This window comes from Escherichia sp. UTM R2 (assembly GCF_048593455.1).
Classification (GTDB): domain Bacteria; phylum Pseudomonadota; class Gammaproteobacteria; order Enterobacterales; family Enterobacteriaceae; genus Escherichia; species Escherichia coli.
Genome location: NZ_JBFWDY010000002.1, coordinates 234,963 through 261,505, shown reverse-complemented (window position 1 = coordinate 261,505; position 26,543 = coordinate 234,963). Strand labels below are relative to the sequence as shown.

Below are 26,543 nucleotides of genomic sequence, written 5' to 3'. Positions count from 1 at the left end.
CAAGGCGGTGACGGCGTGGGTGAGGGAAAATGGGAGATGGGGCACGGATAAGCGGAAAAATAGAAGGTCTGAATCAAACTCTACAGATTACTCATCGTTTCATGCCAGATGCGGCGTAAACGCCTTATCCGGCCTACAAGATCGTGCAAATTCAATATATTGCAACTCACCCAGTAGGCCTGATAAGCGCAGCGCATCAGGCAATTTTACATTTGTCACCTGTCTCAAAGGAGTCTTTTGACTCCTTATCAATCAACGTGTTATTACCCGCCTAAATACGCACTTCTCACTGCTTCGTTCGCCAGCAGCACGTCGCCGGTATCGGAGAGCACCACATGGCCGTTTTCCAGCACGTAGCCGCGATCCGCCAGCTTTAGCGCCTGGTTGGCGTTCTGCTCGACGAGGAAGATAGTCATCCCCTGCTCGCGCAGCTGCTCGATGGTGTCGAAAATTTGCTGGATGATAATCGGCGCAAGACCGAGCGATGGCTCATCAAGTAGCAGCAAACGCGGATTGCTCATCAGCGCGCGACCAATCGCCAGCATCTGCTGTTCACCGCCGGACATGGTGCCCGCCCGCTGAACACGGCGCTCATGCAGACGTGGAAACAGTTCATACACCCACTTTATGCGCTCCTGAAACTGGTCACGTTCGGCAAAGAAGCCGCCCATCGCCAGGTTCTCTTCCACCGTCATCCGCGAGAAGACGCGACGCCCTTCCGGGACAATCGCTACCGCTTCGCGCATGATTTTCGCCGTCTGCCAGTCGGTAATGTCTTTATCATCAAACACAATTCGCCCGCTGGTGGCGCGCGGATCGCCGCATAACGTACCAAGCAAGGTGGTTTTCCCCGCCCCGTTCGCGCCAATCAGCGTGACAATCTCGCCCTGATTGATATGCAAGCTCACCTCATGCAGCGCCTGGATTTTGCCGTAGTGGGCGCTGACTTTGTCAAAGGACAACATGACTTTTTCCATCTTATGCCTCACCTAAATAGGCACGGATCACGTCCGGGTTATTACGGATTTGCTCCGGCGTACCGTTTGCCAGTGGCGTCCCCTGATTGACCACGTAAATTCGGTCTGAAATCCCCATCACCAGCTTCATATCGTGTTCAATCAACAAGATAGTGGTGTTGTGATGATTGCGCAGTTCGGCAATCAGCTCATCCAGCTCTTTCGTCTCTTTCGGGTTAAGACCTGCCGCCGGTTCGTCGAGCATTAAAATCTCCGGCTGCGTCACCATGCAACGGGCAATCTCCAGACGGCGTTGGTCACCATAGGCCAGGTTACTCGCCTGACGGTTGGCGTGTTCCAGCAAACCAATGCGCTCAAGCCAGGTGGCGGCGCGGTCGAGCGCTTCGCTCTGGGCGCGACGGAAAGAAGGCGTTTTCAACAGGCCAGAGAACAGCCCGGTTTTCAGTTGCTGATGCTGCGCCACCAGCAGGTTTTCAATTACCGTCATTTCACGGAACAGACGCACATGCTGGAAGGTGCGCACCACGCCCATGCGGGCAATTTGCTGCCCCGGTAAACCTTCAAGATGCTGATCGCGCAGTAAAATGGTGCCGCCGGTGGGTTTGTAGAAACCGGTCAGGCAGTTAAAAACCGTGGTTTTTCCGGCACCGTTAGGGCCGATTAACGAGACGATTTCCTGCGGGTACAGTTCAAGATTGACGTTGTTCACCGCCAGCAGGCCGCCGAAGCGCATCATCAGACCGTTAACAGATAATAATGGCTGACTCATGCCTGCTCTCCTTTCGCTGCGCCGTTTTTCAGCTTCAGTTGCGGGCGCGTCATGGGCAGCAAGCCCTGCGGACGCCAGATCATCATCAGCACCATCAAACCACCGAGCATTAACATGCTGTATTCGTTGAAATCACGCATCAATTCGCGCGACACCACCAGCAAAATTGCCGCCAGAATCACCGCAAATTGCGAGCCCATACCGCCGAGCACCACTATCGCCAGCACAAACGCCGATTCGGCAAAGGTGAAGGATTCCGGGCTGACAAAGCCCTGACGCGCCGCAAACAGCGTTCCGGCAAAACCGGCAAACGCGGCGCTGATGGTAAAGGCGGTCAGCTTGATACGACGCGGGCTTAAGCCCAGCGAACGGCAGGCAATTTCATCTTCACGCAATGCTTCCCACGCACGCCCCAGCGGCATCCGCAGCAGGCGGTTAATGACAAACAGGCTTAGCACCACCAGCAGCAACGCCACCAGATACAGGAAGATGACGCGATCGGAGGGATCGTATTTCAGGCCAAAGAAATTACTGAACGTGTCCCAGCCGCCTTCACGAGCGGTACGGCTGAACTCAAGGCCGAAGAAAGTCGGTTTCGGGATCTGACTGATTCCGTTCGGGCCGCCGGTAATTTCGGTGTTATTGAGCAGCAATATGCGCACAATTTCGCCGAAGCCAAGGGTAACGATCGCCAGATAATCACCACGCAGACGCAGCACCGGAAAGCCGAGCAGGAAGCCCGCCGCCGCTGCCATTAACCCGGCAATCGGCAGACAAGTCCAGAAGCCCAAGCCGTAATAGTGATTGAGCAGCGCAAAGGTGTAAGCGCCGATGGCGTAAAAACCGCCGTACCCCAGCACCAGCAGACCAGAAAGACCAACAACCACATTCAGCCCGAGACCGAGGATAATGTAGATCATGGTCAGAGTGGCGATATCCACCGTCCCACGTGACACCATAAACGGCCACGCCACCGCAAGCACCAGCAGCGCCACGAGGAACAGTTTCTGCTTCACCGTGGAGCCATCAATGGCGGGCAGAATAAACTTCGGTCCGGAAACACTTTTCAACCCTTTCTGGAAAGCAGGTCGCAAAAGCTGAAAGAAAAAGACCACCGCCGTGCCGATAAACACCCACTGCCAACGGACATCCGAAGCGCTGTCGACCACCAGTTTGGTGCCATCCAGCTCCAGTTGCACGCCCATAAAGACGCCAGCGAGGACAAAGAACATCGCGGCAGAGAGCAGCGCCATTGCAATATGCATCGGTTTCATACTTTCTCTACCTCCGGGCGACCCAGAATACCGGTCGGCATCACCAGCAGCACCAGAATCAGCAGGGCAAATGAAACCACATCCTTATATTCCGTACTCAGATAGGCAGAAGAGAGCGCCTCCGCAATCCCCAAGATCAGCCCGCCAATCATCGCCCCTGGAATGCTGCCAATCCCACCGAGCACCGCAGCGGTAAAGGCTTTCATCCCGGCCATAAAGCCGATATAGGGGTTAATGACGCCATAGAACTGACCGAGCAGTACGCCAGCCACTGCCGCCATCGCCGCGCCAATAACAAAGGTCAAAGCAATCACCCGGTCGGTGTTGATGCCAAGCAGGCTCGCCATTTTCAGATCTTCCGCGCAGGCACGACAGGCGCGCCCCATACGGGAATAGCGAATGAAAATCGTCAGCGCCAGCATGGCGAGGAAGGTGACAATCCAGATCACCGCCTGCATGGTGGTAATAGAGGCAGAGAAGTTTTCGCTATGGCCCACCACCCACTGACCGTTAAACAGGCTGGGCAGCGCCACATCGCGCGAACCTTCGGTCAGGCTGACGTAGTTTTGCAGGAAGATGGACATACCGATTGCGGAAATAAGCGCAATCAGGCGCTTAGAATTACGCACCGGGCGGTAAGCCACCCGTTCGATACTCCAGCCGTAGGCGCTGGCAATGACGATTGCGCCGACGAATCCCGCCGCCACCAGCAGCCAGCCGGTATCAATGCCCATCATCATCAGCGCGGCGATGATCATAAATGAGACGTAGCTGCCAATCATATAAACCTCGCCGTGGGCGAAGTTGATCATGCCGATAATGCCGTAAACCATGGTGTAGCCGATGGCTATCAGCGCGTAGGTACTGCCCAGCGTGACGCCGTTAAACATCTGCTGCAAGAAATACAAAAACTGCTCAGACATAAGGTAACCTTTCTAAACCCGCCCGCATTTTACGGGCGGTGGGATGATCACTTGGCTGCCGTGGATGAACCGTCGGCGTGCCACTGGAAGACACCAAAATCAAATCCCTTAAGATCGCCTTTTTCATCCCAGTTCAGCGGCCCAATCACGGTGTTTGCACCGTTAGCTTTTAAATCTTTCACCAGCGCCAGCGGCTCATCGCTGCCAGTACGCTCAAGGGCAGTCGCCAGAGATTGCACCGCCGCGTAGGTGATCCAGACATAAGGCCCGGACGGATCTTTCTTGTCTGCTTTCAGCGCATCAACGATGCCCTGGTTTGCCGGATCCTGGTCATAGCGTTTTGGCATAGTGACCAACATGCCTTCGGCAGCATCACCGGCAATATTCGACAATGATGCGTTACCCACACCTTCCGGCCCCATAAACTGAGTTTTCAGGCCAACGGAACGGGCCTGGCGCAGCATCTGCCCCATTTCTGGGTAGTAACCGCCGTAGTAAACGAAGTCGATGTTTTCTTTTTTCAGGCGGGCGATCAGCGCGGAGAAATCTTTCTCCCCGGCGGTAATACCGTCGAAGAAGACGACGTTGGCGTTAGCCGCTTTCAGCCCGTCCTGCACCGAACGCGCCAGCCCTTCGCCATACTGTTGTTTGTCGTGAATGATGGCGATGCGCTGGGGCTTCACCGTCTCAAGAATGTATTTTGCCGCCGTTGGCCCCTGGGAAGAGTCCAGCCCGGCAGTACGCATAATGTGTTGATAACCGCGTTGGGTCAGCTCCGGGTTGGTCGCTCCCGGCGAGATCATCAGAATACCTTCGTCTTCGTAGATATCTGATGCAGGTTGGGTAGAAGAAGAACACAGATGACCAATAACGTATTTAATGCCGTCATTAACGATTTTGTTGGCGACCGCAACGGCTTGTTTCGGGTCGCAGGCGTCGTCATATTCCACGCCAACCAGCTTGTCGCCCTTAATTCCCCCTTTGGCATTAATGTCTTTAATCGCCTGACGCGCGCCGTTAAATTCCATATCGCCCCACTGGGCAATCGGGCCGGACATCGCGCCGACAACGGCGACTTTAATATCGTCAGCCATAGCGGTGTGTGAAATTGCCAGTGCAATCATCCCTGCGATGATAGTTTTCGCATTCCGTTTCATAGTCAAAAATCCCCATTCGTGATGTTGTGTTGCTTTGTTTTTATGTGTTAACAAATCAGACTGTTCTTTTTTTATACTGCACTGTTTTTGCCTGTCTGATTAAGGGTTTAGCGCAGTATTTTGTGATAATAGTGATTAAAATCCCTATTTTTCAGTCGATTAAGAACAGATAATATTCTGAATTTATTGATAGATAAACAGAAAAAAGTGCCTTTGTCAGCATAAAATAACGGCACAAAGGGCGGAATAATTCACTACCATTCAGGGGATTATGCTGGGTATTTTTCATTCTCTAATGTTTTAACTTTGTAATTATTGCTGTTAAAAAATTAATCACCTGCCAAAAGAAATAAAAAAGAGAAAGCCTCCGATTAAATTATTTCGCTACACTGGTTCCACTTTTGTGATTTACACGGGTTACCCATGAAGCTGACCATCATTCGATTAGAAAACTTTAGCGACCAGGACCGGATTGACCTGCAAAAGATCTGGCCGGAGTATTCCCCTTCCTCTTTACAGGTTGACGATAACCACCGTATCTACGCCGCGCGTTTTAACGAGCGCCTGCTCGCTGCCGTACGGGTAACCTTAAGCGGCACCGAGGGAGCACTGGATTCCCTGCGTGTGCGGGAAGTCACCCGACGTCGCGGTGTGGGGCAATATCTGCTGGAAGAGGTTTTGCGTAACAATCCTGGCGTTTCATGCTGGTGGATGGCGGATGCAGGCGTGGAAGATCGCGGTGTGATGACGGCGTTTATGCAGGCACTGGGATTTACGGCGCAACAGGGCGGCTGGGAGAAGCGTTAATCGTCAAGTTGATTTCAAAAGTGATGACCAACGAGAAATTGCCTGATGCGCTACGCTTATCAGGCCTACAATGTGTGTTGCAATTTACTGATTTCTTTGGATCTTGTAGGCCGGATAAGGCGTTTACGCCGCATCCGGCATGAAGCAACGTACTCGATATTAGCAATTTGGCGGCAACCCAAAGTTGCCGATTAATGATTACTTCGCATCGGTCGCCGTGCCGTTGGCGTGCCAGTCAAATACGCCGAACTCAAAGCCTTTCAGATCGCCTTTCTCATCCCACGTCAGCGGTCCCATTACGGTATCCACGGAGTTCGCTTTCAGGTATTTGGCGATTTCAGCCGGATCGTCAGACTGATTCAGGCCCGCCTGCAAAGATTGCAGCGCGGCGTAGGTGGTCCAGACGAATGCGCCGCTTGGGTCCTGTTTTTTCGCTTTGATCGCGTCAACAATGGGTTTGTTCGCCGGAACCTGATCGTAGTTCTTCGGCTTGGTCACCAGCAGCCCTTCCGCTGATTCGCCCGCAATGTTAGACAGCGAAACGTTAGCCACACCTTCCGGCCCCATAAACTGAGTTTTCAGCCCTGCCGCGCGTGCCTGACGCAGGATTTGCCCCATTTCCGGGTGATAACCGCCGTAGTAAACGAAGTCGATATTCTCTTTTTTCAGACGCGCCACCAGCGTTGAGAAATCTTTTTCCCCGGCGGTGATACCATCAAAGAACACCACGTTAGCATTGCCTTTCTTCAGGCCGTCCTGCACCGCTCGCGCCAGACCTTCGCCGTATTGCTGTTTGTCGTGAACGATAGCAATACGCTGCGGTTTCACTTTCTCAAGAATATATTTCGCCGCCGTCGGCCCCTGGTCGGAGTCCAGGCCGGTGGTGCGCAGGATCAGCTGATAGCTACGGGCGGTCAGCTCCGGCGCGGTTGCCGCTGGGGTGATCATTAAAATGCCTTCGTCTTCGTAGATATCAGACGCAGGCTGCGTTGATGAAGAACAGAGGTGACCAATCACGTATTTAATGCCGTCGTTAACGACTTTGTTCGCCACCGCAACCGCCTGTTTCGGGTCACAGGCATCGTCATATTTTACGATTTGCAGTTTGTTGCCTTTAATGCCGCCTTTAGCGTTGATATCCGCAACCGCCTGCTCTGCGCCGGTAAACTCCTGGTCACCGTACTGGGCCACCGGACCGGACATTGCGCCCACGACCGCGACTTTAATATCTTCTGCCAGAGCCATATTGCTGAATGCCAGCGCGATACATCCTGCCAGTAACGCTTTACCCTTTATGTTCATCCTGAGAATCCCCATTCTTCTGGTTATTACGTGTGTTGTGATGTTGTTGTTCAGCACTTTATTTCGTTTTATGCATGACTACCCGTGCTTTAGCAGCATACTCTGCTAAAACATACCCGATTTTTATGATATTGGAATAGCTATTTTGACAGTTTATTAACAATCTGCGTGGGGATTGGCGTTTTGCCGGAGGGGAAATTGATTATTGTAGAGGCTCAAAAAACAAAAACCCCGGACTCGCATCCAGGGTTCTCTGCTTAATAGCGGAAATTACGCTTCTATAGCAGCGCGCAGTTTTTTCATCGCGTTCTTTTCCAGCTGGCGTACACGTTCAGCGGAAACGCCGTAACGGTCAGCCAGTTCCTGCAACGTGGACTTGTTGTCTTCGTCCAGCCAGCGCGCGCGGATGATGTCCTGGCTGCGTTCGTCCAGACCCTGCATCGCGTCGGTCAGACGGTTTGCCGCCTGCTCTTCCCAGTTATCATCTTCGATGCCGTCGGCAAAGTTAGATGATTTATCCTGCAGATAGAGCACCGGTGCCATCGGTTGGCTGTCGGAATCGTCGTCGGAAGACAGGTCAAAGGTCATGTCCTGTGCCGCCATACGTGATTCCATCTCACGTACGTCTTTGCTGGTTACGCCCAGTTCACGGGCCACCATTTCGACTTCATCCTGGTTAAACCAGCCCAGACGCTGCTTGGTTTTACGCAGGTTGAAGAACAGTTTGCGCTGCGCTTTGGTGGTCGCAACTTTGACGATACGCCAGTTACGCAGGACGTATTCGTGGATCTCTGCTTTGATCCAGTGAACGGCGAAGGAGACCAGGCGCACACCCACTTCCGGGTTAAAACGGCGCACTGCTTTCATCAGGCCGATGTTACCTTCCTGAATCAAATCCGCCTGTGGCAGGCCATAGCCCGCATAATTACGAGCAATATGAACAACAAACCGCAGGTGAGACAGGATCAGCGTTTTAGCTGCTTCCAGATCGCCATGGTAATGCAGCTTTTCAGCCAGCGCCCGCTCCTCGTCAGCCGACAACATCGGCCACGCGTTAGCTGCCCGGATGTAGGAATCCAGGTTGCCAACTGGGGCTAAAGCTAAACTTTGCATTTTGTCAGTCATTCAAATCCTCTCAATCGATATCTTCTGGCGCTTCAGTGGTAGCAACAACTGTGCCAGAGCTTAAGAGCAACGAGGTTATCATTCACTGTTTTATCAGACCGTGATTTTATCCACAAGTTCAATGCAAGCTTGTGAATAAATTACGCACAAAATGTGACATAGAGATGAAATACCGGGAAGAGACAACGGGGTCTCTTTCCCTGCTACGGAACCCATTGCAGGGAAAGAGTATAACACGCTTTTATTATTCAGGCGTAAAGTGGCGTAAATGTTGTACCGTGGCAAGCCACGCTGCCACCCAGCCAATCATCGAGCATACCAGCAGCAACAGCAGGCATTCATCGAACGATAAACCATTGATATCAAACTTCGTTCCGAAAACCTGTGCCACTTCCGCAACCGCCGATGACAATCGCAGTACCAGAATTTCTGACAAAATTAGTGACAACAATGCGCCAGAAAATCCCAGCAGTGCGCCACCGTACAGGAACGGGCGCAGGATGAAACCATCCGTCGCACCAATCAGTTTCTGCACGTTAATGGAGTCACGGCGAGCAAAGATGCTCAGACGTACGCTGTTGCCGATGACGAGGAACACGGCCGCCACCATCAATACGCCGATCATCGCCGAAACGCGCCCGACCAGCCCAGTCAACGCCGCCAGACGGGCAAACCAGCTGTCATCCATCCGCACTTCGTCAATGCCGTTAATCTGCGTGATACGATCACGCAGCGTATTGAGTGATTCCGTCCCCTGAAAATCGAGTTTCGGGATCACCACCGCCACTGCCGGAAGCGGGTTTTCTTCCAGCATATCCAGCGCGCCGCCAAAGCCAGACCAGTTACGGAACTCGCCCAGCGCGTCTTCACGAGAAAGATAATTCACTTTCTCCACGCCTTGCTCGGCCTGCAACTGTGCCACCACGCCCGCAGCAGCGTCATCGTCCAGCGTTTTTTGCAGATAAACAGTGATTTGCGGTGACGGATAATACTGCGTCGCCGCCTGGTTAACGTTTTTGTACACCATATAACAGACGCTGGGCAGCGTCAGGGAGATGGCGATAACCATCACCGTTAAAAATGTGGCGAACGGTTTGCTTTTCAGATCCTGCAATGCGCCGTGGAAGGCATAGCGCACCTGTTCGTTGAAAACGTTGGTTTTGCGATTTACCGGTTTTGGCGAGGATTTCGCGCGTTTCGGTGCGTTACGACCGCCATCGCCTGAGCCGCCGACCGATTTACGGAAGCGATCCAGACGCCCGCCAAACTGCCGAATATGATTGATTGCATCGCGCTTATTCATGGCCCACGCCTCCATGCAAGTGACCATCGCTCAGGGTGAGCATGCGATAGGAACGCCGTGAAATCAGGTTGAGGTCGTGCGTTGCCATCAATACGGTTACCCCAACGCGGTTAAACTCTTCAAACAGACGTAGAATCCCTTCCGACAACGCGTCGTCCAGGTTACCAGTCGGTTCGTCCGCCAGCAGTACCGCGGGCTTATTCACCACCGCGCGGGCAATGCCAACACGCTGTTGTTCACCGCCCGAAAGCTGAATAGGGAAGTTCTTCGCTTTGTCCAGTAGCCCGACTTTATCCAGTGCCGCCGACACCCGGCGACGAATATCGTCACCGCTGGCACCAGCGATAATCAGCGGGATCGCCACGTTATCGTAGACAGTACGGTCCATCAGTAGATGGTGATCCTGGAAAATCATGCCAATCTGGCGGCGCAGAAACGGAACTTCACGGTTTTTCAGACGCGTGATGTCATGGCCGCTAAACCAGATTTTCCCGGCGCTGGGCCGCTCAATCCCACAGATCAGCTTCAGGAGGGTACTTTTCCCTGCGCCGGAATGACCGGTCAGAAACGCCATCTCACCCGGCTGCATATGGAACGTAACGCCCTGCAGCGCCTGTCTCCCACCGAGATAAGCCTTGCTGACATGTTCAAAGCGAATCATTGTTAATCCTCTCGGGCAAAAAGTGCCTCTATAAAGTCGTCCGCCTTAAACGGACGCAAATCCTCAATACGTTCGCCGACACCAATGTAGCGGATAGGGATACCAAACTGGTCAGCCACCGAGAAAATTACCCCGCCTTTCGCCGTGCCGTCCAGTTTCGTTAGCGTGATGCCGGTTAAACCAACGGCTTCATGGAACAGTTTGGCCTGGCTTACCGCGTTCTGCCCGGTGCTGGCATCGATAGTCAGCATAACTTCATGCGGCGCTTCAACGTCGAGTTTCTTCATCACGCGGACGATTTTCTTCAACTCTTCCATCAGGTGCGATTTGTTCTGCAGGCGTCCGGCGGTATCGGCAATCAGGACGTCGATATTACGCGCTTTAGCTGCCTGAATGGCGTCGAAGATAACAGAGGCGGAATCCGCACCGGTATGCTGGGCAATCACCGGAATATTGTTGCGCTGACCCCAGACCTGAAGCTGTTCAACCGCTGCTGCACGGAAAGTATCGCCCGCCGCCAGCATCACCGATTTACCCTGCTGCTCAAACTGACGTGCCAGCTTACCAATCGTCGTGGTTTTACCCACACCGTTGACGCCCACCATCAGGATCACGAACGGCGTTTTACCTTCAACATTCAGCGGCTCATCGACTTTCGCCAGAATCTCGCCCATCTCTTCTTTCAGCAGGCCATAGAGCGCCTCGGCATCACGAAGCTGCTTGCGGGATGCGCCTTCCGTCAGATTGGTGATAATTTTACGTGTGGTTTCCACGCCCACATCGGCGATCAAAAGCTGTTCTTCCAGCTCTTCAAACAGATCATCGTCGATTTTTTTACCGCGGAACAGGCTGATAAATCCGGAACCGAGATTTTCTTTGGTTTTTAACAGGCTGCGTTTCAGGCGCGCGAAGAAACCTTCTTTGGTCGGTTTTTCCTGCTCCTGAGCGATTTCTTCCACCGGCTGCTCTTCTTCTGCCGGAGGAACCACCATCACCGCCTCTTCTGCCGCTTCGGCAGCCAGCGCCTGTGCTTCCAGCTCTTCGTCGGTGATTTCTTCTTTAGCCGCTTCTTCTTCCGCCGCTTCGACAATCTCTACGGTTTCCGCTTCAGCCTGCCACTCTTCTGGCGAAACCTCTTCGGCGTTGACGTCTTCCGGCAACGGCAGCTCTTCACGTTCGATAGCCACTGGCTCCGGCGTTTCTTCTACGACCGGTTCCGGCTGTGCAACGACTCCCGCTTCAGGCTGCGCTTTTTCACTTTCAGCAACCTGTTCAGTGACTTCCACAACGTCGGCAGCAAAAGTTTCCGCCTCGGCTTCAGTATGCGCCTGCGGCTGCTCTTCAACGGCTTGTTCAGAAGCCTTCGCAGGCTCTTGCACCTGAACGATTTCTTCTACAACCGATTGTTCATTCTGAACTTCTGTCTCTTTTTCCGGGGTCTGCTCTTTTTGACCAAAGCCCAGCCAGGAAAAAAAGCCACGTTTTTTTTCTTTCGCCATTTGCGACTACACTCCTCGCTGTTGCTTCATGGCACAGCGTTAACGCTATGTACATAGCAGCTAAAAAAATGATGAAATAGTCTATCACTTAACTTAATTCACATCACCGCCTGCAAGTATGTGTTATCTGGCGGATTGAGCAATTTATCATGAAAAAACCGAATCATTCCGGCAGCGGCCAAATCCGCATTATTGGCGGGCAGTGGCGAGGCCGTAAACTCCCGGTTCCTGATAGCCCAGGTCTGCGCCCCACCACCGACCGCGTACGCGAAACGTTGTTTAACTGGCTGGCTCCGGTCATTGTTGACGCCCAATGTCTGGATTGCTTCGCCGGGAGCGGCGCGCTGGGACTGGAAGCGTTATCGCGCTACGCTGCGGGGGCCACGTTGATTGAGATGGATCGCGCGGTTTCTCAGCAGTTAATTAAGAATCTGGCGACACTAAAAGCAGGCAATGCACGCGTGGTGAACAGCAACGCGATGTCATTCCTGGCGCAAAAAGGTACACCGCATAATATCGTGTTTGTCGATCCACCGTTCCGCCGTGGCTTGTTAGAAGAGACGATAAATTTACTGGAAGATAACGGCTGGCTGGCTGACGAAGCCCTGATTTATGTCGAAAGCGAAGTCGAAAACGGTCTGCCCACTGTTCCGGCAAACTGGTCATTACATCGGGAAAAAGTGGCGGGTCAGGTGGCTTATCGGCTGTATCAACGCGAAGCACAAGGAGAAAGTGATGCTGATTAATATTGGTCGTTTGTTAATGCTCTGCGTTTGGGGATTTTTAATCCTCAATCTGGTGCATCCCTTCCCGCGCCCGCTGAATATTTTCGTTAACGTGGCGCTGATTTTTACCGTGCTGATGCATGGTATGCAGCTGGCGCTATTGAAATCCACTTTACCGAAAGATGGCCCGCAGATGACTACCGCCGAAAAGGTGCGGATTTTCCTTTTCGGCGTGTTTGAACTGCTGGTCTGGCAGAAGAAATTTAAAGTTAAAAAATAACCTTATTGTTCGCCAACAAAGCTAACAAAGCGCGTTCCTTTATAGCTCAGCGTACCTTTATCGCCCACTGTCAGGGCATGGTACTGCTGGGCGTCGAGGCGAAACGTCTGCTCCATTCCTCCGCTTTGCGGTTTGAAGCTTACCTCATAGCGCATACTGGTGCCTGCCGGAGTCACTTCCTGCTGGCGCGAACGGCGATCGTTAATCGGTTTTTCCCGCTTGTTGCTCACCACCACCAGCTTTTGCTGGAGCGGAGCCATATCATTATCAGCTTTTTCCCGTCGCTGTTGCATAAAACGAAACGATGCGGCGACGACAATTAAGCCAATGATAACAATAAAGAAAAGAGGTGGTTTGCTCATCTTTATCCCTCATCGGAAAATGCGGAAATAAGCATACCCTGCCAGTTATGGTGTTGTCATCCGTCCACCCTCGCCACTAAACTGGAAGCAAGACCGTAGGCATTCCGCTTACGAAAAAATAACGAATTCAAGGAACTAAGATGCTTTGGTCGTTTATCGCTGTCTGTCTTTCCGCATGGCTATCTGTGGATGCATCGTATCGTGGGCCAACCTGGCAACGCTGGGTGTTTAAACCGTTAACCCTTCTTCTCCTGCTGTTACTGGCTTGGCAAGCGCCGATGTTCGACGCCATTAGCTATCTGGTGCTGGCAGGGCTGTGCGCCTCACTGCTGGGCGATGCGCTAACCCTGTTGCCACGTCAACGTCTGATGTACGCCATCGGCGCGTTTTTCCTCTCGCACCTGCTGTACACCATCTATTTCGCCAGTCAGATGACGCTCTCTTTCTTCTGGCCTCTGCCACTGGTGTTGCTGGTTCTGGGTGCGCTGTTACTGGCGATTATCTGGACGCGGCTGGAAGAGTATCGTTGGCCTATCTGCACGTTTATCGGCATGACGCTGGTGATGGTGTGGCTGGCAGGTGAACTGTGGTTCTTCCGTCCGACCGCTCCGGCGCTCTCTGCGTTTGTTGGCGCTTCGTTGCTGTTTATCAGTAACTTTGTCTGGCTGGGGAGCCACTATCGCCGACGCTTCCGTGCGGATAACGCGATTGCTGCGGCCTGCTACTTTGCCGGTCACTTCCTCATCGTCCGCTCACTGTATCTCTGATAAAACTTGACTCTGGAGTCGACTCCAGAGTGTATCCTTCGGTTAATGAGAAAAAACTTAACCGGAGGATGCCATGTCGACTCCTGACAATCACGGCAAGAAAGCCCCTCAATTTGCTGCGTTCAAACCGCTAACCACGGTACAGAACGCCAACGACTGTTGCTGCGACGGCGCATGTTCCAGCTCGCCAACTCTCTCTGAAAACGTCTCCGGCACCCGCTATAGCTGGAAAGTCAGTGGCATGGACTGCGCCGCCTGTGCGCGCAAGGTAGAAAATGCCGTGCGCCAGCTTGCAGGTGTGAATCAGGTGCAGGTGTTGTTCGCCACCGAAAAACTGGTGGTTGATGCCGACAATGACATTCGTGCACAAGTTGAATCTGCGGTGCAAAAAGCGGGCTATTCCCTGCGCGATGAACAGGCCGCCGACGAACAACAAGAATCACGCCTGAAAGAGAATCTGCCGCTGATTACGCTAATCGTGATGATGGCAATCAGCTGGGGTCTGGAGCAGTTCAATCATCCGTTCGGGCAACAGGCATTTATCGCGACCACGCTGGTTGGGCTGTACCCGATTGCTCGTCAGGCATTACGGCTGATCAAATCAGGCAGTTACTTCGCCATTGAAACGTTAATGAGCGTAGCTGCTATTGGTGCGCTGTTTATTGGCGCAACGGCTGAAGCTGCGATGGTGTTGCTGCTGTTTTTGATTGGTGAACGACTGGAAGGCTGGGCCGCCAGCCGCGCGCGTCAGGGCGTTAGCGCTTTAATGGCGCTGAAACCAGAAACCGCCACGCGCCTGCGTAACGGTGAGCGGGAAGAGGTGGCGATTAACAGCCTGCGGCCTGGCGATGTGATTGAAGTCGCCGCAGGTGGGCGTTTGCCTGCCGACGGTAAACTGCTCTCCCCGTTTGCCAGTTTTGATGAAAGCGCCCTGACCGGAGAATCCATTCCGGTGGAGCGCGCAACGGGCGATAAAGTTCCTGCAGGAGCCACCAGCGTAGACCGTCTGGTAACGCTGGAAGTGCTGTCAGAACCGGGTGCCAGCGCCATTGACCGGATTCTGAAACTGATCGAAGAAGCCGAAGAGCGCCGCGCCCCCATTGAGCGGTTTATCGACCGTTTCAGCCGTATTTATACGCCAGCGATTATGGCCGTCGCCCTGCTGGTGACGCTGGTGCCACCGCTGCTGTTTGCCGCCAGCTGGCAGGAGTGGATTTATAAAGGCCTGACGCTGCTGCTGATTGGCTGCCCGTGTGCGTTAGTTATCTCCACGCCCGCGGCGATTACCTCCGGGCTGGCGGCAGCAGCGCGTCGTGGGGCGTTGATTAAAGGCGGAGCGGCGCTGGAACAACTAGGTCGTGTTACTCAGGTGGCGTTTGATAAAACCGGTACGCTGACCGTCGGTAAACCGCGCGTTACCGCGATTCATCCGGCAACGGGTATTAGTGAATCTGAACTGCTGACACTGGCGGCGGCGGTCGAGCAAGGCGCGACGCATCCACTGGCGCAAGCCATCGTGCGCGAAGCACAGGTTGCTGCACTCGCCATTCCCGCCGCCGAATCACAGCGGGCGCTGGTCGGGTCTGGCATTGAAGCGCAGGTTAACGGTGAGCGCGTATTGATTTGCGCTGCCGGGAAACATCCCGCTGATGCATTTGCTGGTTTAATTAACGAACTGGAAAGCGCCGGGCAAACGGTAGTGCTGGTAGTACGTAACGATGACGTGCTTGGTGTCATTGCGTTACAGGATACCCTGCGCGCCGATGCTGCAACTGCCATCAGTGAACTGAACGCGCTGGGCGTCAAAGGGGTGATCCTCACCGGCGATAATCCACGCGCAGCGGCGGCAATTGCCGGGGAGCTGGGGCTGGAGTTTAAAGCGGGCCTGTTGCCGGAAGATAAAGTCAAAGCGGTGACCGAGCTGAATCAACATGCGCCGCTGGCGATGGTCGGTGACGGTATTAACGACGCGCCAGCGATGAAAGCTGCCGCCATCGGGATTGCAATGGGCAGCGGCACAGACGTGGCGCTGGAAACCGCCGACGCAGCATTAACCCATAACCACCTGCGCGGTCTGGTGCAAATGATTGAACTGGCACGCGCCACTCACGCCAATATCCGCCAGAACATCACTATTGCGCTGGGGCTGAAAGGGATCTTCCTCGTCACCACGCTGTTAGGGATGACCGGGTTGTGGCTGGCGGTGCTGGCAGATACGGGTGCGACGGTGCTGGTGACAGCGAATGCGTTAAGATTGTTGCGCAGGAGATAAGGCAAACCGATCGCAACATTGAGCGCGATCGGTCCCCTCGCTCCTCTGGGGAGAGGGTTAGGGTGAGGGGAAAAGGCGGCATCGAAGCCAATCAGCCCCCATCAACCGCCTTTACGAATCAAATAACGATAAGGCAATCCATCCGTCTCTTTAGCAACCAGTTCGTGTTCCATAAAGGTACAAAACCCAGGAATATCGCGGGTCGTCGCCGGATCGTCAGCAATAATCAGCAACGTTTCACCTGGCTGCATATTGCGCACTGTTTTGCGCACCATCATTACGGGTTCCGGGCAGCGCAGGCCAAGTGCGTCGAGTGTGTGGTCAGGGCTGGAAAAGAGATCGGTCATTTTCTTCTCATCACATAAAAAAACGGCGCTAGTTTACGCCCTGTGAGTCCGTAAGCAAACCAGGTTAACGATTGCGTGAAAATTAACCATTGCATTGTCAACGTAAAGCAGTATCATGCGGCGGCTCGAAAAAAGGGTAAGCACGTTATTATGTTAAGGTAACAGACGTGTCGTACGTATTGGGTTCCCTCACCCCAATGGTTAATCAAAAAGGTACAATATGAACGTTGTCTCGCAAACGCAACGCTATAAGGCGTTGTTCTGGTTATCGTTATTTCATCTGCTGGTGATCACCTCCAGTAACTATCTGGTTCAGCTTCCCGTCTCCATTTTTGTTTTCCATACCACCTGGGGCGCGTTTAGCTTTCCGTTTATCTTTCTCGCTACCGACCTGACCGTACGTATTTTTGGCGCACCGCTGGCCCGTCGTATCATCTTTGCGGTGATGATCCCGGCGTTGCTGATCTCCTACGTCATCTCGTCGCTATTCTATATGGGTTCCTGGCAGGGATTCGGCGCACTCGCCCACTTCAACCTGTTTGTCGCCCGTATCGCCACCGCCAGTTTCATGGCCTACGCGCTGGGGCAGATCCTCGACGTGCACGTTTTTAACCGCCTGCGTCAGAGTCGCCGCTGGTGGCTGGCACCGACAGCGTCCACACTGTTCGGTAACGTCAGCGACACGCTGGCCTTTTTCTTCATTGCCTTCTGGCGTAGCCCGGATGCCTTTATGGCTGAACACTGGATGGAAATCGCGCTGGTCGATTACTGTTTCAAAGTGTTAATCAGTATCGTTTTCTTCCTGCCAATGTATGGCGTATTACTCAATATGCTGTTGAAAAGACTGGCAGATAAATCCGAAATCAACGCTTTGCAGGCGAGTTAAAGGTTCGTTATCAGAGTTGTGATAAGATGGATGAATGAGCCGTTATGGCCGTTTATCGAAAGGAAGAAGTCAATGCGCAATCTGGTTAAATATGTCGGAATTGGCCTGCTGGTTATGGGGCTTGCGGCCTGTGATGATAAAGACACTAACGCTACGGCGCAGGGTTCGGTCGCGGAAAGTAACGCTACCGGGAATCCCGTCAACCTGCTTGATGGCAAGTTAAGTTTCTCGCTGCCAGCGGATATGACCGACCAGAGCGGTAAGCTGGGAACGCAGGCCAATAACATGCATGTCTGGTCCGACGCCACCGGGCAGAAAGCAGTCATCGTCATCATGGGCGATGATCCAAAAGAAGATCTGGCGGTGCTGGCGAAGCGTCTGGAAGATCAGCAACGTAGCCGCGATCCGCAGCTGCAAGTGGTAACCAATAAAGCCATTGAGCTGAAAGGTCACAAAATGCAGCAGTTAGACAGTATTATCTCCGCGAAAGGCCAGACGGCGTACTCTTCCGTTATTCTGGGTAACGTGGGTAATCAACTGCTGACCATGCAAATTACGCTGCCCGCTGACGATCAGCAAAAAGCGCAGACCACCGCAGAAAACATCATTAATACGCTGGTTATTCAGTAAGTTTTAAGATGATGAGGCGGCCTCAGGGACGTGTTCCGGAGGCCGTTTTTTTAATCGCCACGTCAGTAATAACGCGATTGCGACCAGTCCCGCCGCCGCCAGATAAATCACCGGTACGCCCGCCCAGCTCATCACCAGCCCAGCCAGTGGTCCAGTCACGCCAAGCGATAAATCCATAAATACGGTGTAAGTTGCCAGCGCCGCCCCCTGATTTTGCTGCGGAACCGCTTTTACCGCCACTACACCCAATGCCGGGAACACCAGCGAAAACCCGGCCCCCGCCAGTAAGACGCCGATTTTCGCCATCCACGGCATAGTCGCCACGCCAACCAGTAGCAGGCCGATTATCTCAACGCTAAAGCAAATCATCGCTACGTTTAAGCCACCGATACGGTTAATGCCGTTAGGGAATAACAAACGCGTACCGACAAACGCACAGCTAAACAGCGTCAGCGCGAAAGCCGCACCGTCCCAACCTTTAGCGTCATAAAACAGCGTGATAAAGGTGGCGATGACGCCAAATCCGGCGGAAGCCAGTGCCAGCGCCATACCGTACAGCCAGACGCGCCCAAGCACCGCGCGAAACGGCAGCGGTTTGCCTTTACTGGCTTTTACCGTCGGACGCGGGATCGCCAACAAAATGGCCACCAGCGCCACGCCCATAATGATTAACGCTAACGCCTGCAAGCCGCCCCAGTGATAAAACACGACGCCTAACGGCGCACCCATCGCCATCGCCCCGTAAGTGACAATGCCGTTCCACGAAATCACCCGCCCGATATGCAGCGAGCCAACCACGCCAACGCCCCATAGGGTCGATCCCGTTCCGGCAAAACTTTGCCCAATCCCAAGGATGACGCGCCCCAGGCAAAGTAATAACAGGCTGATGACAGGCAGACTGGCGGTTAATCCTGCCGTCAGATACCCCAGACCGCTCAAAAAGCAGCCGCATAAACCGAAGACGACAATCTTTTTGGGTCCCAGCGAATCGGCGTAACGTCCGGCATGAGGGCGGCTCAGCAAGGTGGCGAAATATTGCAGGCTGATAACCAATCCTGCCCAGAAGGCGCTAAAGCCCATCACATCATGGACATAGCCCGGTAATACAGCGAGCGGCAACCCGATGGTGAGGTAGCTGGCGAAGTTAAACATGACTATAGAGACAATGCGCAAATTCAGGCGCAATCCGTTTAGCGCGGGTTCGGCTACGGGTTCGGGCATGAGGATCACCACATTTTTACAACAGTGTTTCATTTTTACCACGTGCTGACGTGAAAATCAGCAGTAAGAATCAGAATATTGCTGGCGTGACTCCCGCTACACTTAATACAAAAAGTCACAAGGAAGCCCCAATGGAAACCCCTCAACCCGATAAAACGGGCATGCACATTCTGCTCAAGCTGGCCTCGCTGGTAGTGATCCTCGCGGGCATTCACGCAGCGGCAGATATCATTGTGCAGCTGTTACTGGCGCTGTTTTTTGCCATCGTCCTCAACCCGCTCGTCACCTGGTTTATTCGTCGGGGAGTACAACGCCCCGTTGCCATTACGATTGTAGTGGTGGTGATGCTGATCGCACTAACCGCGCTGGTCGGCGTACTGGCGGCATCGTTTAACGAATTTATCTCTATGCTGCCGAAGTTTAATAAGGAGCTGACGCGCAAACTTTTTAAATTGCAGGAGATGTTGCCTTTTCTTAATTTGCATATGTCGCCGGAGCGAATGCTGCAGCGGATGGACTCGGAAAAAGTGGTTACCTTCACCACAGCGCTAATGACCGGGCTTTCCGGGGCAATGGCGAGCGTGCTTTTGCTGGTGATGACCGTAGTTTTTATGCTGTTTGAAGTGCGCCACGTCCCTTACAAAATGCGTTTTGCGCTGAATAATCCACAGATTCACATCGCGGGATTACACCGCGCACTTAAAGGCGTTTCGCACTATCTTGCATTGAAGACGCTACTCAGTTTATGGACAGGTGTCATCGTCTGGCTGGGGCTGGAGCTGATGGGGGTGCAGTTTGCGCTGATGTGGGCAGTACTGGCGTTTTTGCTCAACTACGTGCCCAATATCGGCGCGGTAATTTCCGCCGTACCGCCAATGATTCAGGTGCTGCTGTTTAATGGTGTTTACGAATGTATTCTGGTCGGCGCATTGTTTTTAGTGGTCCATATGGTCATCGGCAATATTTTAGAACCACGGATGATGGGCCATCGCCTGGGGATGTCCACCATGGTGGTATTTCTTTCATTGTTAATTTGGGGATGGCTGCTCGGCCCGGTAGGGATGCTACTTTCGGTGCCATTAACCAGCGTGTGTAAAATCTGGATGGAAACCACCAAAGGCGGTAGCAAACTGGCGATTTTACTGGGGCCGGGCAGACCGAAAAGTCGGTTACCGGGATGAGGCGACAAGTGATACGATACGCACTTTCATTTTCCATTAAACGTTGGCCCTGATATGTATCGGATAGTTCTGGGGAAAGTTTCGACCTTAAGCGCAGCTCCACTGCCACCGGGTTTACGCGAGCAAGCACCGCAAGGTCCACGACGCGAACGCTGGCTGGCGGGGCGTGCATTGCTTTCGCACACGCTTTCCCCGCTACCGGAGATCATCTATGGCGAACAAGGCAAACCTGCATTTGCGCCGGAAATGCCGCTATGGTTCAACTTAAGCCATAGCGGTGACGATATCGCCCTGCTGTTGAGTGATGAAGGCGAAGTCGGCTGCGATATCGAAGTGATTCGCCCGCGCGCCAACTGGCGCTGGCTGGCGAACGCCGTATTCAGCCTCGGGGAACACGCTGAGATGGACGCCGTGCATCCTGATCAGCAACTGGAAATGTTCTGGCGCATCTGGACGCGCAAAGAAGCCATCGTTAAACAGCGTGGCGGCAGCGCCTGGCAAATCGTCAGCGTAGACAGCACCTATCACTCCTCGCTGTCAGTCAGCCATTGTCAGCTTGAAAATTTAAGCCTTGCGATCTGCACCCCTACTCCCTTTACGCTCACCGCCGACAGTGTGCAATGGATCGATTCAGTTAACTGATCCGCCCACCCGACTGCCCATCTATTGATCCAGAACAGGTAATCAGTATGACGAATACTTAAAATCGTCATACTTATTTCCGCCATCTATTTTAATCCATTGGGGTTACCATGCTCTCCACACTCCGCCGCACTCTATTTGCGCTGCTGGCTTGTGCGTCTTTTATCGTCCATGCCGCTGCACCAGATGAAATCACCACCGCCTGGCCGGTGAATGTCGGGCCACTAAACCCGCACCTTTACACGCCTAACCAGATGTTCGCCCAGAGCATGGTTTATGAACCATTGGTGAAATATCAGGCAGACGGTTCGGTGATCCCGTGGCTGGCAAAAAGCTGGACTCATTCAGAAGATGGTAAAACCTGGACCTTCACCCTGCGTGATGACGTGAAATTCTCTAACGGCGAACCGTTTGATGCCGAGGCGGCGGCAGAAAACTTCCGCGCAGTGCTCGATAACCGTCAACGTCACGCCTGGCTGGAGCTGGCAAACCAGATTGTTGATGTTAAAGCACTCAGTAAAACAGAGCTGCAAATCACCCTGAAAAGCGCCTACTATCCTTTCCTGCAAGAACTGGCCCTGCCCCGTCCTTTCCGTTTTATCGCCCCCTCGCAGTTTAAAAACCATGAAACCATGAATGGGATTAAAGCGCCGATTGGCACCGGACCGTGGATTTTGCAGGCATCGAAACTGAATCAGTACGATGTCTTCGTCCGTAACGAAAACTACTGGGGCGAAAAGCCAGCGATTAAAAAGATCACCTTTAACGTCATCCCGGACCCGACTACCCGCGCGGTGGCGTTTGAAACTGGCGATATCGACCTGCTGTACGGAAACGAAGGGTTATTACCGCTCGATACCTTCGCCCGCTTTAGCCAGAACCCGGCTTACCATACCCAACTGTCACAGCCGATCGAAACCGTGATGCTGGCGCTTAATACCGCCAAAGCCCCCACCAATGAGCTGGCAGTACGTGAAGCTCTTAATTACGCGGTAAACAAAAAATCGCTGATTGATAACGCGTTGTATGGCACCCAGCAGGTCGCCGACACCCTGTTTGCCCCTTCTGTGCCCTACGCCAACCTCGGCCTGAAACCGCGCCAGTACGATCCGCAGAAAGCGAAAGCGTTGCTGGAAAAAGCCGGTTGGACGCTGCCTGCGGGCAAAGACATCCGCGAGAAAAATGGTCAGCCGCTGCGCATTGAACTGTCGTTCATCGGCACCGATGCGTTAAGCAAATCGATGGCGGAAATCATTCAGGCTGATATGCGCCAGATTGGCGCAGATGTCTCGCTGATTGGCGAAGAAGAGAGCAGTATCTATGCTCGTCAGCGCGACGGTCGTTTTGGCATGATTTTCCACCGCACCTGGGGCGCGCCATATGATCCACACGCCTTCCTCAGTTCAATGCGCGTACCGTCACACGCTGACTTCCAGGCACAGCAAGGATTAGCCGACAAACCGCTGATTGATAAAGAGATCGGCGAAGTGCTGGCGACCCATGACGAAACGCAACGTCAGGCGCTGTATCGCGACATTCTGACCCGTCTGCATGACGAGGCGGTTTATCTGCCTATCAGTTACATCTCAATGATGGTGGTATCAAAACCGGAGCTGGGTAACATCCCCTACGCGCCGATCGCCACCGAAATTCCGTTCGAACAGATTAAACCGGTGAAACCTTAATGTTGCGTTACGTATTACGCCGCTTTCTGCTGCTGATCCCGATGGTGCTCGCCGCCTCGGTGATCATTTTTCTGATGCTGCGCCTCGGTACCGGCGACCCGGCGCTCGATTATTTGCGTCTGTCTAACCTGCCGCCGACGCCGGAGATGCTGGCCTCTACCCGCACCATGCTCGGGCTGGATCAGCCGCTGTACGTCCAGTACGGCACCTGGTTGTGGAAGGCGCTGCATCTTGACTTTGGTATCTCATTCGCCAGCCAACGCCCGGTACTGGACGATATGCTGAACTTCCTGCCCGCCACGCTGGAACTTGCAGGTGCGGCGCTGATATTAATTCTGCTCACTTCCGTACCGCTCGGTATCTGGGCGGCGCGCCATCGCGACCGTCTGCCGGATTTCGCCGTACGTTTCATCGCGTTTCTTGGCGTGTCGATGCCTAACTTCTGGCTGGCGTTTTTACTGGTGATGGCGTTTTCGGTGTATCTGCAATGGCTACCCGCGATGGGTTACGGCGGCTGGCAGCACATCATTTTGCCTGCGGTTTCCATTGCCTTTATGTCGCTGGCGATTAACGCGCGTTTACTGCGCGCCAGTATGCTGGACGTCGCCGGTCAGCGTCACGTCACCTGGGCGCGTCTGCGCGGCCTGAACGACAAACAGACCGAACGTCGCCACATCCTGCGCAATGCCTCGCTGCCGATGATCACCGCCGTGGGGATGCACATCGGCGAACTGATTGGCGGGACGATGATTATCGAAAACATCTTTGCCTGGCCGGGCGTCGGGCGCTATGCGGTGTCGGCGATTTTTAACCGTGACTATCCGGTGATCCAGTGCTTTACGCTGATGATGGTGGTGGTTTTTGTGGTCTGTAATTTGATTGTTGATTTACTCAACGCCGCGCTGGACCCGCGCATTCGTCGTCATGAAGGAGCGCACGCGTGAACTTTTTCCTCTCTTCCCGCTGGTCGGTACGCCTGGCGCTGATCATTATCGCCCTGCTGGCGCTGATTGCGCTCACCAGCCAGTGGTGGCTGCCGTATGACCCCCAGGCGATTGATTTGCCGTCGCGCCTGCTTTCGCCGGATGCGCAGCACTGGTTGGGCACCGATCACTTAGGGCGCGATATTTTCTCGCGGCTGATGGCAGCGACCCGCGTGTCGCTCGGTTCGGTAATGGCCTGCCTGCTGCTGGTGCTGACATTAGGGCTGGTTATAGGCGGCAGCGCCGGACTGATTGGCGGGCGCGTTGATCAGGCCACCATGCGCGTCGCCGATATGTTTATGACCTTCCCAACCTCGATTCTGTCGTTCTTTATGGTTGGCGTGCTCGGCACCGGGCTGACCAACGTAATTATCGCCATCGCCCTGTCGCACTGGGCGTGGTATGCACGCATGGTGCGCAGCCTGGTGATTTCACTGCGCCAGCGCGAGTTTGTGCTGGCATCACGGCTTTCTGGCGCGGGCCATGTGCGAGTGTTTGTTGATCATCTGGCAGGTGCGGTGATCCCTTCGCTGCTGGTGCTGGCAACGCTGGATATCGGCCATATGATGCTGCACGTCGCGGGGATGTCCTTCCTCGGCCTCGGCGTGACCGCACCGACCGCCGAATGGGGCGTGATGATTAACGACGCGCGCCAGTATATCTGGACCCAGCCGCTGCAAATGTTCTGGCCGGGGCTGGCGCTGTTTATCAGCGTGATGGCCTTTAACCTGGCGGGTGACGCACTGCGCGATCATCTGGACCCTCATCTGGTGACGGAGCACGCACACTAATGCCGCAACAGATTGAACTACGTAATATCGCGCTACAGGCCGCGCAGCCGCTGGTGCACGGCGTATCGTTAACCCTTAAACGCGGGCGTGTGCTGGCGTTAGTCGGCGGTAGCGGCAGCGGGAAATCACTGACCTGCGCCGCGACGCTGGGCATTTTGCCCGCTGGCGTTCGCCAGACGGCGGGGGAAATTTTAGCCGATGGCAAACCGGTTTCGCCTTGCGCCCTGCGCGGCATCAAAATTGCCACCATCATGCAGAACCCGCGCAGCGCCTTTAATCCACTGCACACCATGCACACCCACGCGCGGGAAACCTGCCTGGCGTTAGGGAAACCCGCCGATGACGCTACGCTTACCGCTGCCATAGAAGCGGTGGGGCTGGAAAACGCCGCGCGCGTGCTGAAGCTGTACCCGTTCGAGATGAGCGGCGGCATGTTGCAGCGCATGATGATTGCGATGGCGGTGCTGTGTGAATCACCGTTTATCATCGCCGATGAACCGACCACCGACCTCGACGTGGTAGCACAGGCGCGCATCCTCGATCTGCTGGAAAGCATTATGCAAAAACAAGCGCCGGGAATGCTGCTGGTGACCCATGATATGGGCGTTGTGGCGCGTCTGGCGGATGACGTGGCGGTGATGTCTGACGGTAAGATTGTCGAACAGGGCGATGTAGAAACGCTGTTTAACGCCCCCAAACATACAGTGACGCGCAGCCTGGTTTTCGCTCATCTCGCCCTCTACGGTATGGAGCTGGCATCATGACCTTACTTAACGTCTGCGGCCTTTCCCATCACTATGCCCACGGTGGATTTAGCGGAAAACATCAACATCAGGCGGTGCTGAATAACGTTTCCCTGACCCTGAAAAGCGGCGAAACCGTCGCCCTGCTGGGACGCAGCGGCTGCGGAAAAAGCACCCTCGCGCGGCTGCTGGTAGGCTTAGAGTCTCCCTCACAAGGGAATATTAGCTGGCGCGGCGAACCGCTGGCGAAACTCAATCGCGCCCAGCGTAAAGCGTTCCGCCGCGATATTCAGATGGTATTTCAGGACTCCATCAGCGCCGTGAATCCGCGCAAAACCGTGCGCGAGATCCTGCGTGAACCGATGCGCCACCTGCTATCACTGAAAAAATCCGAACAACTGGCGCGCGCCAGCGAAATGCTGAAGGCGGTCGATCTCGATGACAGCGTTCTCGACAAACGCCCACCGCAGTTAAGCGGCGGCCAGCTCCAGCGCGTCTGCCTGGCTCGCGCGCTGGCGGTCGAACCGAAACTACTGATTCTGGATGAAGCCGTTTCTAACCTTGATCTCGTGTTACAGGCGGGCGTCATTCGCCTGCTGAAAAAGCTACAACAACAGTTTGGCACCGCCTGCCTGTTCATCACCCACGACTTACGCCTGGTGGAACGCTTCTGTCAGCGGGTGATGGTGATGGACAACGGACAAATCGTCGAAACCCAGGTGGTGGGAGATAAATTAACCTTTTCCTCTGACGCCGGACGTGTGCTACAAAACGCGGTATTACCCGCATTCCCCGTGCGCCGTCGCACCTCAGAAAAGGTTTAACGCAAATGCAACGAGTCACCATCACGCTTGATGACGATTTACTGGAGACGCTGGACAGCCTGAGCCAGCGTCGTGGTTATAACAACCGTTCCGAAGCTATCCGCGATATTCTGCGTAGCGCCCTGGCGCAGGAAGCTACCCAGCAGCACGGCACACAAGGTTTCGCGGTGCTGTCGTATGTGTATGAACACGAAAAACGCGACTTAGCCAGCCGTATTGTTTCCACCCAGCATCATCACCACGACCTCTCCGTCGCCACGCTGCATGTGCACATCAACCACGACGACTGTCTGGAAATCGCCGTGTTGAAAGGTGACATGGGTGACGTGCAGCATTTTGCCGATGACGTTATCGCCCAGCGCGGCGTGCGGCACGGGCATTTGCAGTGCTTGCCGAAGGAAGATTGA

28 protein-coding genes are annotated in these 26,543 nt (G+C 54.1%); 15 read left to right on the top strand and 13 right to left on the bottom strand.

The features are described from left to right. Positions 1-263 precede the first annotated feature (263 nt). From livF to livK, 5 genes are read right to left on the bottom strand one after another with little or no spacing between them, the layout of a single operon-like run. The gene (livF, locus tag AB4H76_RS02005; RefSeq protein ID WP_000416900.1) at positions 264-977 is read right to left on the bottom strand and encodes a high-affinity branched-chain amino acid ABC transporter ATP-binding protein LivF; all 714 of its coding nucleotides are present in this window, start codon (positions 975-977) and stop codon (positions 264-266) included. 1 nt (position 978) lies between these two features. Then, positions 979-1,746 carry a high-affinity branched-chain amino acid ABC transporter ATP-binding protein LivG gene (livG, locus tag AB4H76_RS02000; RefSeq protein ID WP_000082101.1) on the bottom strand — a complete coding sequence of 256 codons (768 nt, stop codon included), beginning with the start codon at positions 1,744-1,746 and terminating at the stop codon, positions 979-981. Further along, positions 1,743-3,020, bottom strand: coding sequence for a branched chain amino acid ABC transporter permease LivM (gene livM / locus AB4H76_RS01995; RefSeq protein ID WP_000803782.1), 1,278 nt, complete (start codon positions 3,018-3,020; stop codon positions 1,743-1,745). The genes livG and livM overlap by 4 nt, the downstream gene beginning before the upstream one ends. After that, positions 3,017-3,943, bottom strand: a complete 927-nt coding sequence (gene livH, locus AB4H76_RS01990; protein WP_001295111.1) for a high-affinity branched-chain amino acid ABC transporter permease LivH — start codon at positions 3,941-3,943, stop codon at positions 3,017-3,019. The genes livM and livH overlap by 4 nt, the downstream gene beginning before the upstream one ends. 47 nt (positions 3,944-3,990) lie before the next feature. Then, positions 3,991-5,100 carry a high-affinity branched-chain amino acid ABC transporter substrate-binding protein LivK gene (gene livK / locus AB4H76_RS01985; protein WP_000827696.1) on the bottom strand — a complete coding sequence of 370 codons (1,110 nt, stop codon included), beginning with the start codon at positions 5,098-5,100 and terminating at the stop codon, positions 3,991-3,993. Between the two features lie 423 nt (positions 5,101-5,523). Here livK and panM point away from each other — a divergent pair, with 423 nt between their 5' ends. Beyond that, complete coding sequence (gene panM, locus AB4H76_RS01980; protein ID WP_000778795.1) at positions 5,524-5,907, top strand: aspartate 1-decarboxylase autocleavage activator PanM; 384 nt, start codon at positions 5,524-5,526, stop codon at positions 5,905-5,907. Positions 5,908-6,105: 198 nt separating this feature from the next. On the opposite strand, the gene livJ is transcribed toward panM, so the two are convergent. The 5 genes from livJ to ftsY form a co-directional block, all read right to left on the bottom strand. Next, positions 6,106-7,209: a branched chain amino acid ABC transporter substrate-binding protein LivJ gene (gene livJ, locus AB4H76_RS01975; RefSeq protein ID WP_001022007.1), complete on the bottom strand. Its 1,104-nt coding sequence runs from the start codon at positions 7,207-7,209 to the stop codon at positions 6,106-6,108. 270 nt (positions 7,210-7,479) lie between these two features. Beyond that, on the bottom strand, positions 7,480-8,334 hold the full coding sequence (rpoH, locus tag AB4H76_RS01970; protein ID WP_000130217.1) for an RNA polymerase sigma factor RpoH: 855 nt from the start codon (positions 8,332-8,334) through the stop codon (positions 7,480-7,482). 244 nt (positions 8,335-8,578) lie between these two features. Next, positions 8,579-9,637, bottom strand: coding sequence for a permease-like cell division protein FtsX (ftsX, locus tag AB4H76_RS01965; RefSeq protein ID WP_001042003.1), 1,059 nt, complete (start codon positions 9,635-9,637; stop codon positions 8,579-8,581). Next, complete coding sequence (gene ftsE / locus AB4H76_RS01960; protein WP_000617726.1) at positions 9,630-10,298, bottom strand: cell division ATP-binding protein FtsE; 669 nt, start codon at positions 10,296-10,298, stop codon at positions 9,630-9,632. Before ftsE ends, ftsX begins: the two co-directional genes overlap by 8 nt. 2 nt (positions 10,299-10,300) lie before the next feature. Further along, on the bottom strand, positions 10,301-11,797 hold the full coding sequence (gene ftsY, locus AB4H76_RS01955) for a signal recognition particle-docking protein FtsY (protein ID WP_001040683.1): 1,497 nt from the start codon (positions 11,795-11,797) through the stop codon (positions 10,301-10,303). A gap of 149 nt (positions 11,798-11,946) precedes the next feature. Here ftsY and rsmD point away from each other — a divergent pair, with 149 nt between their 5' ends. Both rsmD and AB4H76_RS01945 read left to right on the top strand, forming a co-directional pair. After that, complete coding sequence (gene rsmD / locus AB4H76_RS01950) at positions 11,947-12,543, top strand: 16S rRNA (guanine(966)-N(2))-methyltransferase (RefSeq protein WP_000743193.1); 597 nt, start codon at positions 11,947-11,949, stop codon at positions 12,541-12,543. Then, on the top strand, positions 12,533-12,802 hold the full coding sequence (locus AB4H76_RS01945; RefSeq protein WP_001295207.1) for a DUF1145 family protein: 270 nt from the start codon (positions 12,533-12,535) through the stop codon (positions 12,800-12,802). The genes rsmD and AB4H76_RS01945 overlap by 11 nt, the downstream gene beginning before the upstream one ends. A gap of 2 nt (positions 12,803-12,804) precedes the next feature. On the opposite strand, the gene AB4H76_RS01940 is transcribed toward AB4H76_RS01945, so the two are convergent. After that, a complete protein-coding gene (locus tag AB4H76_RS01940; protein WP_000042903.1) occupies positions 12,805-13,164 on the bottom strand; it encodes a DUF2500 domain-containing protein in 360 nt (119 codons plus the stop codon). A gap of 140 nt (positions 13,165-13,304) precedes the next feature. On the opposite strand from AB4H76_RS01940, the gene AB4H76_RS01935 reads away from it, so the two are divergent. Together AB4H76_RS01935 and zntA are read left to right on the top strand one after the other, a co-directional pair. Continuing rightward, complete coding sequence (locus tag AB4H76_RS01935) at positions 13,305-13,931, top strand: lysoplasmalogenase (protein WP_000964718.1); 627 nt, start codon at positions 13,305-13,307, stop codon at positions 13,929-13,931. Positions 13,932-14,004: 73 nt separating this feature from the next. Then, positions 14,005-16,203 (top strand): Zn(II)/Cd(II)/Pb(II) translocating P-type ATPase ZntA, encoded by a 2,199-nt coding sequence (gene zntA / locus AB4H76_RS01930; RefSeq protein ID WP_077491530.1) that lies wholly within the window; start codon positions 14,005-14,007, stop codon positions 16,201-16,203. 101 nt (positions 16,204-16,304) lie between these two features. Here the strand turns inward: zntA and tusA are convergent, their stop codons facing one another. Next, complete coding sequence (gene tusA / locus AB4H76_RS01925; protein WP_000130621.1) at positions 16,305-16,550, bottom strand: sulfurtransferase TusA; 246 nt, start codon at positions 16,548-16,550, stop codon at positions 16,305-16,307. Between the two features lie 220 nt (positions 16,551-16,770). Here tusA and AB4H76_RS01920 point away from each other — a divergent pair, with 220 nt between their 5' ends. Both AB4H76_RS01920 and dcrB read left to right on the top strand, forming a co-directional pair. Then, the gene (locus AB4H76_RS01920) at positions 16,771-17,436 is read left to right on the top strand and encodes a 7-cyano-7-deazaguanine/7-aminomethyl-7-deazaguanine transporter (protein WP_001103663.1); all 666 of its coding nucleotides are present in this window, start codon (positions 16,771-16,773) and stop codon (positions 17,434-17,436) included. 72 nt (positions 17,437-17,508) lie between these two features. Beyond that, complete coding sequence (gene dcrB, locus AB4H76_RS01915) at positions 17,509-18,066, top strand: phage sensitivity protein DcrB (protein ID WP_001245295.1); 558 nt, start codon at positions 17,509-17,511, stop codon at positions 18,064-18,066. A gap of 3 nt (positions 18,067-18,069) precedes the next feature. Here the strand turns inward: dcrB and AB4H76_RS01910 are convergent, their stop codons facing one another. Beyond that, positions 18,070-19,287, bottom strand: coding sequence for an MFS transporter (locus AB4H76_RS01910; protein ID WP_001300943.1), 1,218 nt, complete (start codon positions 19,285-19,287; stop codon positions 18,070-18,072). A gap of 131 nt (positions 19,288-19,418) precedes the next feature. Here AB4H76_RS01910 and AB4H76_RS01905 point away from each other — a divergent pair, with 131 nt between their 5' ends. The 8 genes from AB4H76_RS01905 to nikR all read left to right on the top strand — a co-directional run bounded on the left by AB4H76_RS01905 (position 19,419) and on the right by nikR (position 26,543). Then, on the top strand, positions 19,419-20,468 hold the full coding sequence (locus AB4H76_RS01905; RefSeq protein WP_001300885.1) for an AI-2E family transporter: 1,050 nt from the start codon (positions 19,419-19,421) through the stop codon (positions 20,466-20,468). Positions 20,469-20,522: 54 nt separating this feature from the next. Continuing rightward, positions 20,523-21,110, top strand: a complete 588-nt coding sequence (acpT, locus tag AB4H76_RS01900) for a 4'-phosphopantetheinyl transferase AcpT (protein WP_000285774.1) — start codon at positions 20,523-20,525, stop codon at positions 21,108-21,110. 110 nt (positions 21,111-21,220) lie between these two features. Continuing rightward, positions 21,221-22,795, top strand: a complete 1,575-nt coding sequence (gene nikA, locus AB4H76_RS01895; RefSeq protein WP_000953348.1) for a nickel ABC transporter substrate-binding protein — start codon at positions 21,221-21,223, stop codon at positions 22,793-22,795. Then, positions 22,795-23,739 carry a nickel ABC transporter permease subunit NikB gene (gene nikB, locus AB4H76_RS01890; protein WP_000947062.1) on the top strand — a complete coding sequence of 315 codons (945 nt, stop codon included), beginning with the start codon at positions 22,795-22,797 and terminating at the stop codon, positions 23,737-23,739. The genes nikA and nikB overlap by 1 nt, the downstream gene beginning before the upstream one ends. Continuing rightward, positions 23,736-24,569 carry a nickel ABC transporter permease subunit NikC gene (nikC, locus tag AB4H76_RS01885; protein ID WP_077492362.1) on the top strand — a complete coding sequence of 278 codons (834 nt, stop codon included), beginning with the start codon at positions 23,736-23,738 and terminating at the stop codon, positions 24,567-24,569. The genes nikB and nikC overlap by 4 nt, the downstream gene beginning before the upstream one ends. Then, positions 24,569-25,333, top strand: a complete 765-nt coding sequence (gene nikD / locus AB4H76_RS01880) for a nickel import ATP-binding protein NikD (protein ID WP_077492360.1) — start codon at positions 24,569-24,571, stop codon at positions 25,331-25,333. The genes nikC and nikD overlap by 1 nt, the downstream gene beginning before the upstream one ends. Beyond that, positions 25,330-26,136, top strand: coding sequence for a nickel import ATP-binding protein NikE (gene nikE, locus AB4H76_RS01875; protein ID WP_000173665.1), 807 nt, complete (start codon positions 25,330-25,332; stop codon positions 26,134-26,136). Before nikD ends, nikE begins: the two co-directional genes overlap by 4 nt. 5 nt (positions 26,137-26,141) lie before the next feature. Beyond that, the gene (gene nikR, locus AB4H76_RS01870) at positions 26,142-26,543 is read left to right on the top strand and encodes a nickel-responsive transcriptional regulator NikR (RefSeq protein ID WP_001190062.1); all 402 of its coding nucleotides are present in this window, start codon (positions 26,142-26,144) and stop codon (positions 26,541-26,543) included.

What these genes read in the sequence shown, in the direction of transcription:
- livF (WP_000416900.1), bottom strand. Translation starts at nt 977, where the DNA reads ATGGAAAAAGTCATGTTGTCCTTTGACAAAGTCAGCGCCCACTACGGC.
- livG (WP_000082101.1), bottom strand. Translation starts at nt 1,746, where the DNA reads ATGAGTCAGCCATTATTATCTGTTAACGGTCTGATGATGCGCTTCGGC.
- livM (WP_000803782.1), bottom strand. Translation starts at nt 3,020, where the DNA reads ATGAAACCGATGCATATTGCAATGGCGCTGCTCTCTGCCGCGATGTTC.
- livH (WP_001295111.1), bottom strand. Translation starts at nt 3,943, where the DNA reads ATGTCTGAGCAGTTTTTGTATTTCTTGCAGCAGATGTTTAACGGCGTC.
- livK (WP_000827696.1), bottom strand. Translation starts at nt 5,100, where the DNA reads ATGAAACGGAATGCGAAAACTATCATCGCAGGGATGATTGCACTGGCA.
- panM (WP_000778795.1), top strand. Translation starts at nt 5,524, where the DNA reads ATGAAGCTGACCATCATTCGATTAGAAAACTTTAGCGACCAGGACCGG.
- livJ (WP_001022007.1), bottom strand. Translation starts at nt 7,209, where the DNA reads ATGAACATAAAGGGTAAAGCGTTACTGGCAGGATGTATCGCGCTGGCA.
- rpoH (WP_000130217.1), bottom strand. Translation starts at nt 8,334, where the DNA reads ATGACTGACAAAATGCAAAGTTTAGCTTTAGCCCCAGTTGGCAACCTG.
- ftsX (WP_001042003.1), bottom strand. Translation starts at nt 9,637, where the DNA reads ATGAATAAGCGCGATGCAATCAATCATATTCGGCAGTTTGGCGGGCGT.
- ftsE (WP_000617726.1), bottom strand. Translation starts at nt 10,298, where the DNA reads ATGATTCGCTTTGAACATGTCAGCAAGGCTTATCTCGGTGGGAGACAG.
- ftsY (WP_001040683.1), bottom strand. Translation starts at nt 11,797, where the DNA reads ATGGCGAAAGAAAAAAAACGTGGCTTTTTTTCCTGGCTGGGCTTTGGT.
- rsmD (WP_000743193.1), top strand. Translation starts at nt 11,947, where the DNA reads ATGAAAAAACCGAATCATTCCGGCAGCGGCCAAATCCGCATTATTGGC.
- AB4H76_RS01945 (WP_001295207.1), top strand. Translation starts at nt 12,533, where the DNA reads ATGCTGATTAATATTGGTCGTTTGTTAATGCTCTGCGTTTGGGGATTT.
- AB4H76_RS01940 (WP_000042903.1), bottom strand. Translation starts at nt 13,164, where the DNA reads ATGAGCAAACCACCTCTTTTCTTTATTGTTATCATTGGCTTAATTGTC.
- AB4H76_RS01935 (WP_000964718.1), top strand. Translation starts at nt 13,305, where the DNA reads ATGCTTTGGTCGTTTATCGCTGTCTGTCTTTCCGCATGGCTATCTGTG.
- zntA (WP_077491530.1), top strand. Translation starts at nt 14,005, where the DNA reads ATGTCGACTCCTGACAATCACGGCAAGAAAGCCCCTCAATTTGCTGCG.
- tusA (WP_000130621.1), bottom strand. Translation starts at nt 16,550, where the DNA reads ATGACCGATCTCTTTTCCAGCCCTGACCACACACTCGACGCACTTGGC.
- AB4H76_RS01920 (WP_001103663.1), top strand. Translation starts at nt 16,771, where the DNA reads ATGAACGTTGTCTCGCAAACGCAACGCTATAAGGCGTTGTTCTGGTTA.
- dcrB (WP_001245295.1), top strand. Translation starts at nt 17,509, where the DNA reads ATGCGCAATCTGGTTAAATATGTCGGAATTGGCCTGCTGGTTATGGGG.
- AB4H76_RS01910 (WP_001300943.1), bottom strand. Translation starts at nt 19,287, where the DNA reads ATGCCCGAACCCGTAGCCGAACCCGCGCTAAACGGATTGCGCCTGAAT.
- AB4H76_RS01905 (WP_001300885.1), top strand. Translation starts at nt 19,419, where the DNA reads ATGGAAACCCCTCAACCCGATAAAACGGGCATGCACATTCTGCTCAAG.
- acpT (WP_000285774.1), top strand. Translation starts at nt 20,523, where the DNA reads ATGTATCGGATAGTTCTGGGGAAAGTTTCGACCTTAAGCGCAGCTCCA.
- nikA (WP_000953348.1), top strand. Translation starts at nt 21,221, where the DNA reads ATGCTCTCCACACTCCGCCGCACTCTATTTGCGCTGCTGGCTTGTGCG.
- nikB (WP_000947062.1), top strand. Translation starts at nt 22,795, where the DNA reads ATGTTGCGTTACGTATTACGCCGCTTTCTGCTGCTGATCCCGATGGTG.
- nikD (WP_077492360.1), top strand. Translation starts at nt 24,569, where the DNA reads ATGCCGCAACAGATTGAACTACGTAATATCGCGCTACAGGCCGCGCAG.
- nikE (WP_000173665.1), top strand. Translation starts at nt 25,330, where the DNA reads ATGACCTTACTTAACGTCTGCGGCCTTTCCCATCACTATGCCCACGGT.
- nikR (WP_001190062.1), top strand. Translation starts at nt 26,142, where the DNA reads ATGCAACGAGTCACCATCACGCTTGATGACGATTTACTGGAGACGCTG.